Annotated in this window: 13 protein-coding genes; all 13 read left to right on the top strand. The window is 53.6% G+C overall.

The window, feature by feature from the left end:
• The first annotated feature begins 196 nt into the window (after positions 1 to 196).
• The 13 genes from AC16KF_RS06270 (at position 197) to AC16KF_RS06210 (ending at position 15,559) form a co-directional block, all read left to right on the top strand.
• A complete protein-coding gene (locus AC16KF_RS06270) occupies positions 197 to 1,006 on the top strand; it encodes an exonuclease domain-containing protein (RefSeq protein ID WP_484036441.1) in 810 nt (269 codons plus the stop codon).
• A 42-nt stretch (positions 1,007 to 1,048) separates the two neighbouring features.
• Positions 1,049 to 1,576 (top strand): hypothetical protein, encoded by a 528-nt coding sequence (locus AC16KF_RS06265; protein WP_484036440.1) that lies wholly within the window; start codon positions 1,049 to 1,051, stop codon positions 1,574 to 1,576.
• Positions 1,577 to 1,888: 312 nt separating this feature from the next.
• Complete coding sequence (ilvD, locus tag AC16KF_RS06260) at positions 1,889 to 3,556, top strand: dihydroxy-acid dehydratase (RefSeq protein WP_484036439.1); 1,668 nt, start codon at positions 1,889 to 1,891, stop codon at positions 3,554 to 3,556.
• A 48-nt stretch (positions 3,557 to 3,604) separates the two neighbouring features.
• The gene (ilvB, locus tag AC16KF_RS06255; protein WP_484036438.1) at positions 3,605 to 5,290 is read left to right on the top strand and encodes a biosynthetic-type acetolactate synthase large subunit; all 1,686 of its coding nucleotides are present in this window, start codon (positions 3,605 to 3,607) and stop codon (positions 5,288 to 5,290) included.
• Positions 5,291 to 5,386: 96 nt separating this feature from the next.
• Positions 5,387 to 5,938 (top strand): acetolactate synthase small subunit, encoded by a 552-nt coding sequence (gene ilvN / locus AC16KF_RS06250; RefSeq protein ID WP_484036437.1) that lies wholly within the window; start codon positions 5,387 to 5,389, stop codon positions 5,936 to 5,938.
• A gap of 239 nt (positions 5,939 to 6,177) precedes the next feature.
• The gene (ilvC, locus tag AC16KF_RS06245) at positions 6,178 to 7,230 is read left to right on the top strand and encodes a ketol-acid reductoisomerase (RefSeq protein ID WP_484036436.1); all 1,053 of its coding nucleotides are present in this window, start codon (positions 6,178 to 6,180) and stop codon (positions 7,228 to 7,230) included.
• 78 nt (positions 7,231 to 7,308) lie between these two features.
• Entirely contained in the window at positions 7,309 to 8,949 is a 1,641-nt protein-coding gene (locus tag AC16KF_RS06240; RefSeq protein WP_484036435.1) for a 2-isopropylmalate synthase, read from the top strand.
• Between the two features lie 90 nt (positions 8,950 to 9,039).
• Positions 9,040 to 10,443 (top strand): 3-isopropylmalate dehydratase large subunit, encoded by a 1,404-nt coding sequence (gene leuC, locus AC16KF_RS06235; protein ID WP_484036434.1) that lies wholly within the window; start codon positions 9,040 to 9,042, stop codon positions 10,441 to 10,443.
• 1 nt (position 10,444) lies between these two features.
• Positions 10,445 to 11,170 (top strand): class I SAM-dependent methyltransferase, encoded by a 726-nt coding sequence (locus AC16KF_RS06230; protein ID WP_484036433.1) that lies wholly within the window; start codon positions 10,445 to 10,447, stop codon positions 11,168 to 11,170.
• A gap of 41 nt (positions 11,171 to 11,211) precedes the next feature.
• Positions 11,212 to 11,793 (top strand): 3-isopropylmalate dehydratase small subunit, encoded by a 582-nt coding sequence (leuD, locus tag AC16KF_RS06225; protein ID WP_484036432.1) that lies wholly within the window; start codon positions 11,212 to 11,214, stop codon positions 11,791 to 11,793.
• A gap of 76 nt (positions 11,794 to 11,869) precedes the next feature.
• The gene (gene cimA, locus AC16KF_RS06220; RefSeq protein ID WP_484036431.1) at positions 11,870 to 13,432 is read left to right on the top strand and encodes a citramalate synthase; all 1,563 of its coding nucleotides are present in this window, start codon (positions 11,870 to 11,872) and stop codon (positions 13,430 to 13,432) included.
• Between the two features lie 73 nt (positions 13,433 to 13,505).
• Entirely contained in the window at positions 13,506 to 14,603 is a 1,098-nt protein-coding gene (gene leuB, locus AC16KF_RS06215) for a 3-isopropylmalate dehydrogenase (RefSeq protein ID WP_484036430.1), read from the top strand.
• A 41-nt stretch (positions 14,604 to 14,644) separates the two neighbouring features.
• On the top strand, positions 14,645 to 15,559 hold the full coding sequence (locus tag AC16KF_RS06210; RefSeq protein ID WP_484036429.1) for a branched-chain amino acid transaminase: 915 nt from the start codon (positions 14,645 to 14,647) through the stop codon (positions 15,557 to 15,559).
• Positions 15,560 to 15,672 lie beyond the last annotated feature (113 nt).

Genomic DNA, 15,672 nt, shown 5'->3' with positions numbered 1-15,672 from the left:
GGTTCTTTAGCCAGCGGTTCAGACTGGCTCGCTCCGCCTCTGTGATTTGGAGATGATACTTTTTCATGTCCGCCGCCTCCCGTTTCGGCACGCTTAGTATATGTCAGAATAAATTGTTAATGTTCAATATGTCGCGCTACGCCAAATCAAAATCATCAGAAAAGGCGACATTCATGTCGCCTTACGGATTAAGGATATGTTTGATCTCTCCTCTGCGCGTTTTGCATTTCTCGATCTGGAAACTACGGGACTCTCTCCGTGGTTTGGCGATCGCGTCTGTGAGGTGGGAATCGTCGTCACGGAGGGAAAACGAATCAAAGAGCAGTTTCAACAGTTGGTGAATCCTGAGCGTCCGCTTTCGGTGGGGGCGGCGAGCACGAACGGGTTGACGGATGCCGAGTTATTGTCGGCGCCGCGATTCGCTGAAGTAGCCGAGTCAATCGTCGGCTTGGTGAATGAAGCGGTGGTCGTCTGTCACAACGCGAAGTTCGACCTGCAATTCCTCGATAGCGAATTCAAGCGGCTCGGGCGCGACATCCAAATCCCGAATTTGATAGACACGCTGATGATGGCGCGTCTGTATTACGAGATGCCGTCGTATAGTTTGGGGTTTATCGCCCAGTCGTTCCATCTGCCGATGACGGTGAAACATCGCGCGTTGGACGGCGCGTTGGCGGCGCGGGGAATCTTCTTTGCGATGATGGAACAGATGAAGCAGTTCAACAAACCGCTCGATGAATATATCGGCATTTACAACTCGCCCGCGTGGCCCAATGAGGGGATCGAACTGCCGACCGAATTGGGCGAAGCGATCTACAGCAACAAGCGCATGTTGATCAAGTATGTTGACGGGGACGGCGAGCAGACCGAACGCTGGATCACGCCGAAGCAAGTGATGGGGTTGAAGGATTATGTGTATTTGCTCGCGTACTGTCACTTGCGGAACGATGAGCGCAGTTTTCGTTTGGATCGAATTACTCAGGTGCAAGTTGAGGAAGGGAGTTAGACCTGTGAGGTCTGCGAGACCTCACAGGTCTCTTCGAAAAATATGTACGAATTCACCGAAGACGATTTGAAATCGAACCAGCGCGGATTCCTCACGCAGGGTCAACGCGACTACTTGAAAACGATCGGCGAGGGCGGCGTGAGAGTTCAGAGATGGAATATCAAAATTGCCGTTGGGTTCATGTTCTTTGGGATGTGTCTGATCCTGGCGATGTATTTGCAAAATGAAAGCACGCGCGCGGCATTGTTTTCCAACCCGTTGAATATTTTGGTCTTTCCTGTGATCATCGTTGTGGTTGGGTTGGTTCTCGCGTTCAGTATCTGGCTTGCAAGGCGCATCTCCGAAATGTTGAAGAACGCGGAGTTGAAAACTGCGGAGGGAAAGATTCGCCTCGATTCTCACTTCAACTCAGGCGCGGGCTTCACCAGTTATTATGTCTATGTGGGCAAGAAACGCTTTGGCTTCACCGATGATATGAGTCACACGTTCAAAGAAGGGGAGAAGTATCGCATGTATTACGTCAAGGCGAGCGCGTATGAGTTGATTATGTCTTACAAAGTGATCGAATAATGCCGCCGTTTTCGCGCCCTTGACGGATTCACAAATCAGCCTATAATCGGGCGAAATCACCAGCCAATGAACACACTTTTGTCGCTCTCCCTTATCGTCATCCTTATTGCGGTCCTTATTATTAAGGATCTATTTTCGGTTAGGATGGCAACGGTGAGAGTGAAGTAAATCTCGAAACAAACGCAAAGAGCCGCCCTAACCACGGGCGGCTTTTTTGTTATCTCTTTAACCGCAAAGCACGCGAAGTTCGCGAAGAAAAAATTAAATCTTTGCGTTCTTAGCGCCCTTCGCGGTAAGAAAAAAGGAAAATTTATGCGTTCCGATACAGTCAAAAAAGGATTTGATAAAGCGCCGCATCGCGCGCTGCTTCGCGCTACGGGGTTGCAGGATGACGATTTCAACAAGCCGTTCGTTGCCATCGTCAACTCATATGTGGACGTGGTGCCTGGGCATGTGCATTTGCAGGAGTTCGGCAAACTGGTCAAGGATGCCGTCCGCGCGGCGGGATGCGTGCCGTTCGAGTTCAACACCATCGGCGTGGACGACGGTATCGCGATGGGTCACATGGGGATGAAGTACTCGCTTCCTTCGCGCGAACTGATTGCTGACTGCGTGGAGACCATGATCGAAGCCCACAGATTCGACGCGATGGTGTGCATCCCGAACTGCGACAAGATCGTGCCTGGCATGTTGCTCGGCGCCATGCGAGTCAATATCCCGACGATATTTGTCTCTGGCGGGGCGATGAAAGCGGGGATGACTCCCGAAGGCGAGACGATTGATTTAATTTCCGTGTTTGAAGGCGTGGGGGCATTTTCAGCGGGCAAGATTGACGAGAAGCGATTATCCATTTTGGAAAAATTTGCATGTCCATCGTGCGGATCATGTTCGGGGATGTTCACCGCCAACTCGATGAACTGTCTCATGGAGGCGTTGGGCTTGGCGTTGCCATATAACGGTTCCGCTTTGGCGAAGACTCCCGAACGGGAAGCGTTGGCGAAACAAGCCGCCGCGCAAGTGATGACCTTGATCGAGCGCGACATCAAGCCGCGAGACATCGTCACTGCCGAGGCGATAGACGACGCGTTTGCATTGGACATGGCGATGGGCGGCTCATCGAACACGGTGTTGCACACGCTGGCATTGGCGAACGAAGCGGGAGTTGAGTATCCGCTGGAAAGAATCAACGCGGTGGCGGATAAAGTTCCGCACATTTGCAAGGTGAGTCCGGCGGGCAAGTGGCACATGGAAGATGTCCATCGCGCGGGCGGAATCCCTGCGATATTGAACGAGATCCAATGGGGGACGGGTATGTTGCATTTTGATCGCTTGACAGTGACAGGAAAAACCTTGGGCGAATCGATTCAAGGAAAAGATATTCAGGATGAAGAAGTGATCCGCAGATATGGCAACGCACATTCCAAACGCGGAGGGCTGGCGATTCTGTTCGGCAATCTCGCTCCGAAAGGCGCAGTGGTGAAAGTGGGCGGTGTGAGCGAGGCGATGATGAAGTTTGAGGGACCCGCTGTCATCTTTGAATCGCAGGAAGAAGCGATGGCTGGAATTTTGGCGGGCAAGGTCAAAGCGGGAGATTGTGTTGTGGTGCGTTATGAAGGTCCGAAGGGCGGACCTGGGATGCAGGAGATGCTGTCGCCCACGTCCGCGATCATGGGGCAGGGACTTGGCGACAAGGTGGCGTTGATCACCGATGGACGATTCAGCGGCGGGACGCGCGGCGCGTGCATCGGTCATGTGTCGCCAGAAGCGGCGGCGGGCGGTCCGATCGCGGCGTTGAAGGCTGGGGATGTGATCGAAATTGATTTGGGCGCGCGCAGGCTGAACGTCCGATTGAACGAGGCGGAGATTCAGAGTCGGCTGGAGGCGTTGCCTCCGTTCCAATCCAAAACAACATCAAAATGGTTGAAGCGATATTCGCATTTTGTCACCAGCGCGGATACGGGCGCAATGTTGGAAAGTTAATTTGAGACCTGTGAGGTCTTTAAGACCTCACAGGTCTAAGGAGCAGATATGAAATTAAAAGGCGCAGAAATTGTTTGGGAATGTTTGACCCGCGAAGGCGTGGAGGTTGTGTTCGGCTACCCTGGCGGCGCGAATATGCCGATCTATGACGCGATGCTGAATTATCCTGTGCATCATGTGTTGGTGCGGCATGAACAGGGCGCGGCGCACATGGCGGATGGATACGCTCGCGCGTCGGGGAAAGTTGGTGTGGCGATGGCGACCTCGGGTCCTGGCGCGACGAATCTCGTGACGGGCATTTGCACGGCGATGATGGATTCGGTGCCGACGGTTTTCATCACGGGTCAGGTGGCGGCGCATTTGATCGGCGGCGATGCGTTCCAGGAAACCGACGTGACGGGAATCACATTGCCCATCACGAAACATAATTACATCGTGACCCGCGTCGACCAGATCGCGGAAACGATCCGCGAGGCGTTTTATATCGCGCGCAGTGGACGACCAGGTCCTGTGTTGATTGACATCTGTAAGAACGCGCAAATTGAATCATGCGAATTTGTTTTCCCTGAAGAAGTGAAACTGCCAGGCTATCAACCTGTTCTGCGCTCGTCGAGAAATTTATTAGACCAAGCCGTGGACTTGATCGAGCGGGCAAAGAAGCCGATCATTTTATGCGGGCATGGCGTGTTGATGTCGAAAGCCGAAGAGGAGTTGATGCAGTTCGCGGTCAAGACTCAAACTCCAGTGGCGAGCACGCTGTTGGGACTGGGCGCGTTCCCCGCGTCGCATGAATTAAGTCTGGGCATGATGGGTATGCACGGTGAAGTGCACACCAACATGGCGATCCAAAATTCGGACTTGATCCTTGCCTTTGGGATGCGCTTCGATGACCGCGTGACTGGCACGTTGAAAACGTACGCGCCGCGCGCCAAAAAGATTCACATCGAGATTGACCCGTCTGAGATTCACAAAAACGTTTTCGTGGATGTGCCGCTGGTCGGCGATCTGAAAACTGTGTTGTGCGATCTGATCCCGCTGGTGGATGAATACGATCACGAAGCATGGAAACAAGAGATCAACGGATGGAAAGCCGAAGCCGACGCGCGCAGTATTATGAATTGGGAAGACGACGGCAAGTTGCACGCGGCTCACATGGTCGCCGAGATTTGGAAAGCCACGGATGGGAACGCCATCGTCACAACGGATGTCGGTCAACATCAGATGTGGGCGGCGCAATATTATTTTCTGGATAAACCGAATCGCTGGCTAACTTCGGGCGGCGCGGGGACGATGGGCTTTGGTCTCCCTTCGGCGATCGGGGCGTGGTTCGCGGCGAAGGATCAGGAAATTTGGGCGATCGCAGGCGACGGCGGATTCCAAATGACCGCCGCCGAGTTGACGACCGCCGTGCAAGAGGGCGCGAACGTCAAAGTGGCGATCATGAATAATCAATACCTCGGCATGGTGCGCCAGTGGCAGGAATTTTTCTTCGACAAGCGTTACTCGGCGGTGAACATGCTCACGCCCGATTTTGTGAAATTGGCGGAGGCGCACGGAGTCCCTGCGAGGCGGGTGACCAAGCCTGAGGAAGTCAATGAAGCGATTGAATGGGCGCGGAAGACTCAAGGTCCAGTGGTGCTTGAGTTCCGAGTCGAGCAGGAAGAGGCGGTCTATCCGATGGTTCCCGCAGGCGCGGCGTTGGATGAGATGATGCAGAGACCTGTGAAGGCGTGAGATAAGAGAGTAGATAAATAGAGAGTAGAGAATAGCGAGTTGATCGTTACTGGTCATCTATTCTCTACTCCTCTACTCTCTAAAGAATGGAGAATTATGAACTACACATTTATTGCTTTAGCGGAAAACAAGCCTGGCGTGTTGAATCGGGTGACTTCGTTGTTTCGGCGGCGGAATTTCAATATCGTGTCGCTCAGCGCGGGGACGACGGAGAATCCCGAAGTGTCGCGCATGACCATCGTTGCGGAATGCCCGAACGGCGATATTGACGCGCATCGCATCGAGGCGAATTTATACAAGCTGGTCAATGTGATCGATGTGCAGGATGTGACGCATCAGTCCACCGTGATGCGCGATCTGGCGTTGATCAAGGTGCGAGTCGCGCCTGAACGCCGCGCCGAAGTGAACGGGCTGGCGGAAATCTTCCGCGCCCGCATCGTGGATGTGGCGGCTGATTCGGTCGTGGTCGAGATCACTGGCACGGAGGACAAGATCGAAGGCTTGATCGAGTTACTGCGCCCGATTGGGATCGTGGAAATGGTGCGCACGGGGCAGGTCTCGATGACGCGCGGGGTCAACGATGGTGTGCGGAGGATCGGGATGAATGGGCATGCGCAGGTGATGGAGATGGCGGAGATGACGCCGTGAAAAGGATGAAGGGTGAAGGATGAAGGATGAAAGAGATACAAGTTACGTGTTACGAGTTACGAGTTACGTAATTTGTAATTTATGAGTATTCGGTGGTCGAGCGCAAGCAGTCGAGACCACAAGTACGCATACAAAATTTTGTTACAAGAATGTTTTGAAGCGTGGTGGTCTCGATATGTTCCTCGCTATCGCTCGGAACTACTCGACCACCGAGATAAAAAATTAGGAGAATTGAGATCATGGCAAAAATAAATTTTGGCGGTGTGGAAGAGGAAGTTGTTACGCGCGATGAGTTTCCGCTGGAGAGGGCGCGGGAGGTATTGAAAGATGAAGTGGTGGCGGTGCTGGGGTATGGCGTGCAGGGTCCCGCGCAGGCGATGAACATGCGCGACAACGGCATCAAGGTGATCGTCGGTCAGCGCGAGGGGACGAAGAATTGGGATAAGGCTGTGGCAGACGGCTGGGTGCCAGGCGAGACGTTGTTCTCTGTGGAAGAAGCCGCAGAGAAAGGGACCGTCGTTCAGTATTTATTGTCCGATGCGGGGCAACGCTCGCAGTGGTCGAAGATCGTGGAAAATTTAAACGAAGGCGACATGCTGTATTTTTCGCATGGATTTTCGGTCACGTTCAAAGATGACACGGGAGTCATCCCTCCGCCGCATGTGGATGTGGCGCTCGTCGCGCCGAAGGGGTCGGGTCGCAGTGTGCGGACGAATTTTCTCGACGGTTCGGGGATCAACGCGAGTTTTGCAGTCCATCAGGATGCGACGGGTAAAGCCAAAGAGCGGACGATCGCGTTGGGCATCGCCATCGGCGCGGGATATTTATTCCCGACGACATTTCAAAACGAAGTGTACAGCGACCTCACAGGCGAGCGCGGCGTGTTGATGGGTGCGTTGGCTGGCGTGATGGAAGCGCAGTACAACGAACTCCGCAAGAACGGACATTCCCCGTCTGAGGCGTTCAATGAAACGGTGGAAGAGTTGACGCAGTCGTTGATCCGACTCGTCGGGCAGAACGGCATGGATTGGATGTATGCCAACTGCTCCACCACCGCCCAGCGCGGCGCGTTGGATTGGAAGAATAAATTCCGCGATGCGGTCGCGCCTGTGTTCAGTGATTTGTATAAGAGCGTTACGTCAGGCAATGAGGCGCGAATCACACTCGAAGCCAATAGCAAGCCCGATTACCGCGAGAAGTTGGACAAAGAACTCGCCGCGATCCGTGATTCGGAAATGTGGAAGACAGGCGCGGCGGTGAGGTCGTTGAGACCTGAGAATTGGAAGAAATAATTTGTAGTCACGTTTGTAACGTGACTGGTGAAATAACATGATATGTCACGCTACAAGCGTGACCTACGGGAGTTGACCATGACAACAAATAACTACGTTAGGATTTTCGACACGACATTAAGAGATGGCGAGCAATCTCCAGGGGCGACGATGACTTCGGCGGAAAAGTTGGAGGTGGCGCGGTCGCTGGCGATGATGGGCGTGGATATCATCGAAGCGGGATTCCCTGCCGCGTCGCCCGACGATCTGGAAGCCGTCAGACGGATAGCGGTTGAGGTGGGCAACCCAGCCTCAAGTCAGGATGAGACGCGTGTTCCCGTCATCGCGGGGCTGGCGCGGGCGAATAAATCCGATATTGAAAAAGCGTGGGAGGCGGTGCAGTCCGCACAACGTCCGCGCATCCATATGTTTTTGGCGACGTCGCCGATCCACATGAAGCACAAGTTGAAAATGGATCCCGAAGAGGTGGTGGCGCGCGTGTCTGAAATGGTGGCGTATGCAAAAAGTTTTTGCGACGATGTGGAATTTTCGCCCGAAGACGCGGGACGCTCGGACCCAGAATTTTTATATGTGGTGTTGGGCGAGGCGATCAAGGCGGGCGCGACGACGTTGAATATTCCCGACACGGTCGGGTATACAACGCCCGATGAATTTTTCGCGTTGATTGACGGGATTATCAAACACACGCCAGGGATGCACGACGGCATAACGATCTCGGTTCATTGCCATGATGATCTGGGGTTGGCGACTGCAAATACTTTGGCGGGCATTCGCGCGGGCGCGCGCCAAGCCGAAGTGACGATGAACGGAATCGGCGAACGCGCGGGCAACACGTCGCTCGAAGAAGTTGTGATGGCGTTGAAGACTCGTCATCCCGTTTTCGATCTGGACACGGGCATCGAGACAAAACAAATTTCGCGCGTGAGCAAGTTGGTGAGCAATTACACGGGCATCGTGGTGCAACCGAATAAAGCGATCGTCGGCGCGAACGCGTTTGCGCATGAAGCGGGCATTCATCAGGACGGCATGTTGAAACATCAGACCACCTACGAGATCATGCGCCCCGAAGATGTGGGCGTGAATCAAACGAAGTTGGTGTTGGGAAAACATTCGGGTCGTCACGCGCTTCGCACTCGGCTGGCGGAGTTGGGTCATTCGCTCGATGAAGTGGAACTCGATAAAGCCTTTACGCGCTTCAAAGAATTGGCAGACCGCAAGAAGGTGATCGTGGATGCGGACTTGGAAGCGTTGATCGCCGACGAGTTCTATCGTCCGCGCGATGTATATTTGCTCAACGATATGCAGGTCACCTGCGGGACGATGGGAATGCCGACTGCAACCGTTCGCCTGCGCGGACCCGATGGCGCAGTTCACACGCAAGCCTCTGTCGGCACGGGTCCAGTGGATGCGGTGTACAAAGCCATCAACGCCATCGTCAATGTGCCGTGCGAGTTGCTCGAGTTCAACATCCACGCCATCACCGAAGGCATTGACGCGCTCGGTGGAGTCACTGTCCGCATTCAAGGCGCGGACGACCATACCTCGATGGACGCGCAAAGCGAGGCGCATTATCCGCGCGTGTACGGCGGTCACGGCGCAGACACCGACATCATCGTCGCCAGCGCGAAGGCGTATATCAACGCCGTCAATAAACTCATCATCGCGCAGACCGAGTCGCATGAGAGGGTGGTGAATGATTTTGGAGTGATGTTGGGATAAAAGAGAGAATTGGAGGATTAGAGAATTAGAGACTAGAGACTGGAGACTAGTCTCGAATCTCCAGTCTCTAGTCTCTGCAAAAAGGAAACCATGACAAAAACTTTATTCCAAAAAATATGGGATTCGCACGTTGTGACCGAACAAGTCGACGCGCCTGCGGTTCTTTACATTGACCTGCATCTGGTTCACGAAGTGACATCGCCTCAAGCCTTTACAGGACTTCGCCAGCGCGGACTCAAAGTGCGCCGACCTGAAAAGACTCTGGCGACGATGGATCATTCGATTCCGACCACGCCTCTGCATGTTCCCATGACTGACGCATTAGCCGCCGCCCAGATCAAGCAGATGGAAGTCAACGCCGCGGAATTCGGGATCGAATTGCACGGCATGACTAGCCCGCATCGCGGCATCGTTCACGTCATCGGACCTGAACTCGGGCGCACGCAACCAGGCATGACCATCGTCTGCGGCGATAGTCACACCGCCACGCATGGCGCATTCGGCGCGTTGGCGTTTGGCATCGGCACAAGCGAAGTGGAACACGTCCTTGCGACTCAATGTCTCTTGCAAAAGAAACCCAAAACGTACGAAGTGAGAGTGGATGGAAAACTATCGAGCGGCGTTTCAGCCAAAGATATCATCCTCGCGCTCATCGCCAAGATCGGAGTCGGCGGCGGGACGGGTCACGTCTTTGAATATACGGGCGAAGCGATTCGCGGATTGTCCATGGAACAACGCATGACGATTTGTAACATGTCCATTGAAGGCGGAGCGCGGGCGGGCATGATCGCTCCCGATGAAACGACGTTTGAATATTTATATGGAAGAGAGTTCGCCCCCAAAGGCGCGGAGTGGGATAAAGCCGTTGCCAAGTGGAAGTCACTGCCCAGCGATGAAGGCGCGGCGTACGACAAGTCCATCACGCTCGACGCCTCCGAACTTGAACCGATGATTACCTACGGGACGAACCCAGGCATGGGCATGAGGATCACAGACCGCATCCCAACGGTTGAATCGTTCAGCGAGTCATCGCAAAAAGCCGCGTTCGAGAAAGCCATGAATTACATGGGACTCCAACCTGGTCAATCGCTGTTAGGTCAAAAAGTGGACGTGGTCTTTATCGGCTCATGCACCAACTCACGCATCTCGGATCTGCGTCTCGCCGCCGCGTTTCTCAAAGGGAAGAAAGTTTCAGAAAGCACGCGCGTGATGGTCGTCCCTGGTTCGCAGGATGTGAAGAAGCAGGCAGAACAGGAAGGGCTTGATAAAGTCTTCAAAGAATCTGGCGCAGAATGGCGCGAGGCGGGATGCTCGTCGTGTATCGCAATGAATGCAGATGTGATTCCAGCAGGTCAATATTGTGTGAGTACGTCAAATAGAAACTTTGAAGGCAGGCAAGGGAAAGGCTCGCGCACGTTTCTGGCGAGTCCCATCACTGCGGCGGCAACGGCGATTCATGGCGTGGTCACTGATCCAAGAGTAATGTTGAGTTGACATGGTCACAGACGAAATTTGGAAGTTACCCGCCATTGTGAACCGCTTTCTGTCTTACCGTGCCGCCATCCCGTTGGCGCAGGAACAGATCGGCGTAATGATGTCAATTCTCAAAACGCGAAAACAACCCATCCAACGTTTTCTTGATTTGGGTTGCGGTGATGGAATTCTGGGCGCGGCGATCTTGGGCGAATATCCATCGGCTCGCGGAGTTTTCGCCGACTTCTCAGAGCCGATGCTTGAACAAGCTTGCGATGGTCTCAAGGAATATGCGAGTCAACTCAAATTTGAGAATCTCGATTATGGCGACAAGGCTTGGGTGAATCAAATCAGCCTGCAAGGTCCGTTTGATGCGATTGTGTCTGGCTACTCCATTCATCATCAGCCCGATCAACGCAAGCGCGAAATTTATCAAGAAATTTTTTCATTGCTCGAACCGAACGGCTGGTTCATCAACATCGAACACATTGCCGCCGAATCGCAACTTGCGGTGGACTTGTTCAATCAACATGTGGTTGACGCTCGTTTCGCGATCGAACGATCAAGCGGCGGAACAAAGACCCGTCAGGAAATTTCAGACATCTTCATGAACCGCCCAGATAAAGACACGAATATTCTTTTGTCTGTAAGTACACAATGCGATTGGCTGCGCGAGATCGGCTACGAAGAAGTAGATTGCTATTTCCGTATCTATGAACTCGCAGTGTTCGGCGGCCGCAAATCGTAAATCGAAAATCGTAAATCGTAAATCCAAAATCGGAAATCAAAATGGCACAATTCACAACTCTCACCTCCCGCATGATCGCCCTGCCCGTCAACGACATTGACACAGACCAGATCATCCCCGCGCAATTTCTCAAAGTCACCGACAAGAACGGGCTCGCCGACGCGCTCTTTTATCACTGGCGTTACAACGACGATAAATCGCCGAAAGAAGATTTCATCATCAACAAGCCCGAGTCGCAGGGGGCGCAAATTTTATTGGCAGGCGACAACTTCGGTTGCGGCTCGAGCCGCGAGCACGCGCCGTGGGCGCTCACCAGTTACGGCTTCCGCGCCGTCATCTCCACATCCTTTGCGGATATTTTCCGCAACAACGCGTTGAAGAACGGACTCATTCCCATCGTCGTGGATGACGCGACTCACAAGATGCTCTTCGACCTCTTTGAAGAAGCGCCTCGCGCCGACCTGACAGTTGATCTGGCTACCCAGACTTTATCCTACCCTGGAGGTTCGCTCACTTTCCCGATTGATTCGTTCAGCAAAACGTGTCTACTCAATGGGGTGGATGAGTTGGGCTACATCATGGGATTCGAGAAGGAGATCTCCGCGTTTGAAGCGGGTCAATAATTCATACTTCGTACTGCGTACTTCGTATTACGTAGTACGCAGTACGAAGTACCTTGTAACGTGTAACAGGTAACACATGACTTTACCCCTCATCCAAATCTACGACACCACCCTCCGCGACGGCACCCAATCCGAAGGCTTCACGCTTTCGGGCAATGACAAGATTCGCATCGCGCAAAAACTGGACGAACTTGGAGTCGCTTTCATTGAAGGCGGCTGGCCTGGCTCGAACCCAAAGGATGTGGAGTTCTTCGAGCGCGCGCGCGATATGCCATGGAAGAATTCGCTCATCGCCGCGTTCGGTTCCACGTGCCGCGTCAAAGGCGGACCTGAGGACGATGCCAACATCAAAGCCCTGCTCGATTCGCAAACGCCCGTCTGCACCATCTTCGGCAAAACGTGGACTCTGCACGTCAAAGAAGTGTTGCTGACCACGCTCGAGGATAACTTGCGGATCATCGAACAATCGGTCGCGTATCTCAAAGCCAACGGCAAGCGTGTGATTTATGATGCGGAACATTTCTTCGACGGCTACAAAACGGATTCCTCATATGCCCTCGAAACTCTCCGCGCCGCGATTCGCGGAGGAGCCGAGATAGTTGTGTTGTGCGATACGAACGGCGGCACAATGCCCTGGGAGGTCGAATCAATTGTTAGCGTGGTGAAAGAGGCGATTGCTCATCCGTTTGGGATTCACACGCATAACGATTCGGAATGTGCCGTTGTCAATTCGTTGATCGCCATCCGCGCAGGCGCGGTTCAAGTGCAAGGCACGATCAACGGAGTCGGCGAACGATGCGGCAATGCGAATCTCGTGTCCATCATGGCAGACCTTGAGTTGAAGATGGGTTATCCGTGTTTGCCTGAAGGGAATATTCAGCATTTGTACGACTTGTCCCATTTTGTGGCGGAGGTGGCGAACATCACTCCCGATGAGCATTTGCCGTTCGTTGGGAAATCGGCATTCGCGCACAAAGGCGGCGTGCATGTGGCGGCGATGCGACGTAACGCGCAATCGTATCAACACGTGGAGCCTGAACTCGTCGGCAACAAAATGCGCGTCGTGGTTTCGGACCTGTCGGGTCGCGGAAATTTGCTCAGCAAAGCCGAAGAACACGGCGTGGAAGTGGAAAGCGCGGAAGTCTTGCCCGTGTTGAACGAGATCAAAGAGCTCGAAGCGCGCGGATTTTCATTCGAAGCCGCCGAAGCCTCTGTTGCCATGATGTTGAAGCGCCAGGAATACGGCTACAAACCTCCGTTTGAATTGGTGGATTTTTTCGTCAACGTGGAGCATCGAGATGGGCGCGGCACGTTCGCCGAAGCGACGGTCAAGGTGAAGGTGCAGGGCGAACTGCTTCACACGGCGGCGGAGGGGAACGGTCCCGTCAACGCGCTTGATCTGGCATTGCGCAAAGCGTTGGCTGGGTATTATCCGCAAATTCAAAAGTTTCATCTGTCCGATTACAAAGTGAGAATTTTGGATTCGGATCACGGCACGGAAGCCATCACCCGCGTGTTGATTGACACGCGCAATTCAACCTCGCGCTGGAGCACGGTCGGCGCGAGCACCAACATCATCGAAGCCTCCTGGCGCGCGCTGGCTGATTCGATGGAGTATGGGTTGATGGTGGCTCATTAGCGTTTTACGAAATACGCAGTACGCAGTTGTGTATTGCGTATTTCGTACTGCGTAAAAACCATTGGAGATTCACTTGGAATATAAAATCACCCTCCTCCCAGGCGACGGCATTGGACCCGAAGTTGTGCATGAGGCAACTCGCGTGTTGGATGTCGTTGCGAAAAAATTTAACCACACCTTCAACTTTCAAGAACGATTGATGGGCGGTTGTTCGATTGATAAATATGGTTCATCTTTAACTGATGAATCTCTTGCCGATTGCAAATCATCGGATGCAGTTTTGCTTGGCGCGGTGGGCGGACCGAAATGGGATGACCCGAACGCGAAAGACCGCCCCGAACGCGGACTGCTCGCGCTGCGCAAAGGTCTCGGCGTGTTTGCGAATCTGCGCCCCGTCAAAGTGCATCCCGCGCTGATCGAGTCGTCGCCGCTCAAGCCTGAGAAACTCAACGGCGTGGACATCCTCGTCATCCGCGAGTTGACGGGCGGGCTGTATTTCGGTCAACCCAAAATGCGCGAGATGCGCGATGGCAAGCAGTACGCGGTCGACACGCTGGAATATTATGATTACGAGATCAAGCGCATCATCGAACTCGCATTCGAACTTGCAAAGAACAGGAGGAAGAAAGTCACCTCGGTGGATAAAGCCAACGTCTTGGAATCGTCTCGGCTGTGGAGACAGATCGCTTCAAACGTCGGGACGGCTGATCCAGCCATTCAGCTTGAGCACACGCTTGTAGATACCGCTTCGATGAAGTTGATCACATCCCCAGCCTCGTTCGATGTTGTCGTCACCGAGAACATGTTCGGCGATATTCTCACGGATGAGGCTTCGGTGCTGGCGGGTTCGATGGGGATGTTGCCGTCGGCTAGTTTGGGCGAACCAGCCTCCCCGTCGGAGAAAGAAGCGAGGATGGGTCTGTATGAACCGATCCACGGCTCCGCTCCCGACATCGCGGGGCAGGGAATCGCGAATCCAGTTGGCACAATCCTGTCTGCGGCGATGATGCTGCGTCACTCGTTCAAGTTGGACGCGGAGGCGGAGTCGATCGAACAGGCTGTGGACTGCGCGATCACCGATGGCGCGCGGACGGTTGACCTCGGCGGCGCGTTGAAGACTTGTGAGATGACGGATGAGGTTTTAAAGAGATTGTATGCATTCTGCGACTGAAGTCGCAACTACGAAAACAAAAAGGAGATTGAGCGATGGGCATGGAATCGAAATTTATTTGGAAGAACGGCGAACTCGTGCCGTTTGAACAGGCGACACTGCATTTTCTGACGCCCGCTTTGCATTATGGCGCGGCGGTGTTCGAGGGCATTCGCGCGTATAACACGCCGAAGGGACCCGCGATTTTTCGTCTGCGCGAACATGTGGAACGATTATTTGATTCGGCGCGCGTGTTGGGCTTTCGCGAAATTCCATGGAGCGTGGAAGAGGCGATCAAGGCGCATAAAGATACGGTGCGCGCCAACGGATTTACGGATTGTTATATCCGTCCGTTGATGTATTTGGACGGCGGCGGCTGGAATCTGAATGTGGATAAAGGCAAGCTTTCGATGATGATTGCGGTGTGGGAATGGTCGAATTACCTCGGCGAGGACGCGCTGGCAAAAGGCATTCGCGCCAATATCTCTTCGTTCACTCGTCATCATCCGAATATTTCGATGACGAAGGCGAAGATCGCTGGCAATTATGTGAACAGCATTTTGGCGAAAACGGAATCGGAACGGCTGGGTTTTCAGGAAGCCATCATGCTCGATCCGCAAGGGTATATCGCCGAATGCACGGGTGAGAATTTATTTGTCGTGCGCGATGGGAAGATCGTCACGCCCTCCACCGCGCCGATCCTGGAGGGCATTACGCGCCAGTCGGTTTATACGATTGCCACGGATTTGGGGTATGAAGTTGCCGAAGCGCCAGTCTCACGCGACCAACTGTATAATGCCGACGAAGTGTTTGTCTGCGGCAGCGCCGCGGAGGTGATCGGTCTGTGCGAGATCGATTTCCGCGCGATTGGCGACGGGAAATCTGGGAAAATTACGCGCGAGATCCAAAACGTGTATCACGATGCGATCCGCGGGAAGGTGAAGAAGTATGAGGGGTGGTGTGATTTCGTTGGATAAAATAGTTAAAAAATGAACCGCGAAGGTCGCTAAGAACGCGAAGAAAACCTTTTCTTCTTAGAGATCTTCGCGTTCTTGGCGGTTAATAAATCTGCGGAAAAATTTTTGGGGCT

This window comes from Candidatus Defluviilinea gracilis, assembly GCF_057138825.1.
The sequence above is the reverse complement of the archived record's forward strand: the minus strand, read 5'-3'. Positions and strand labels throughout refer to the sequence as shown.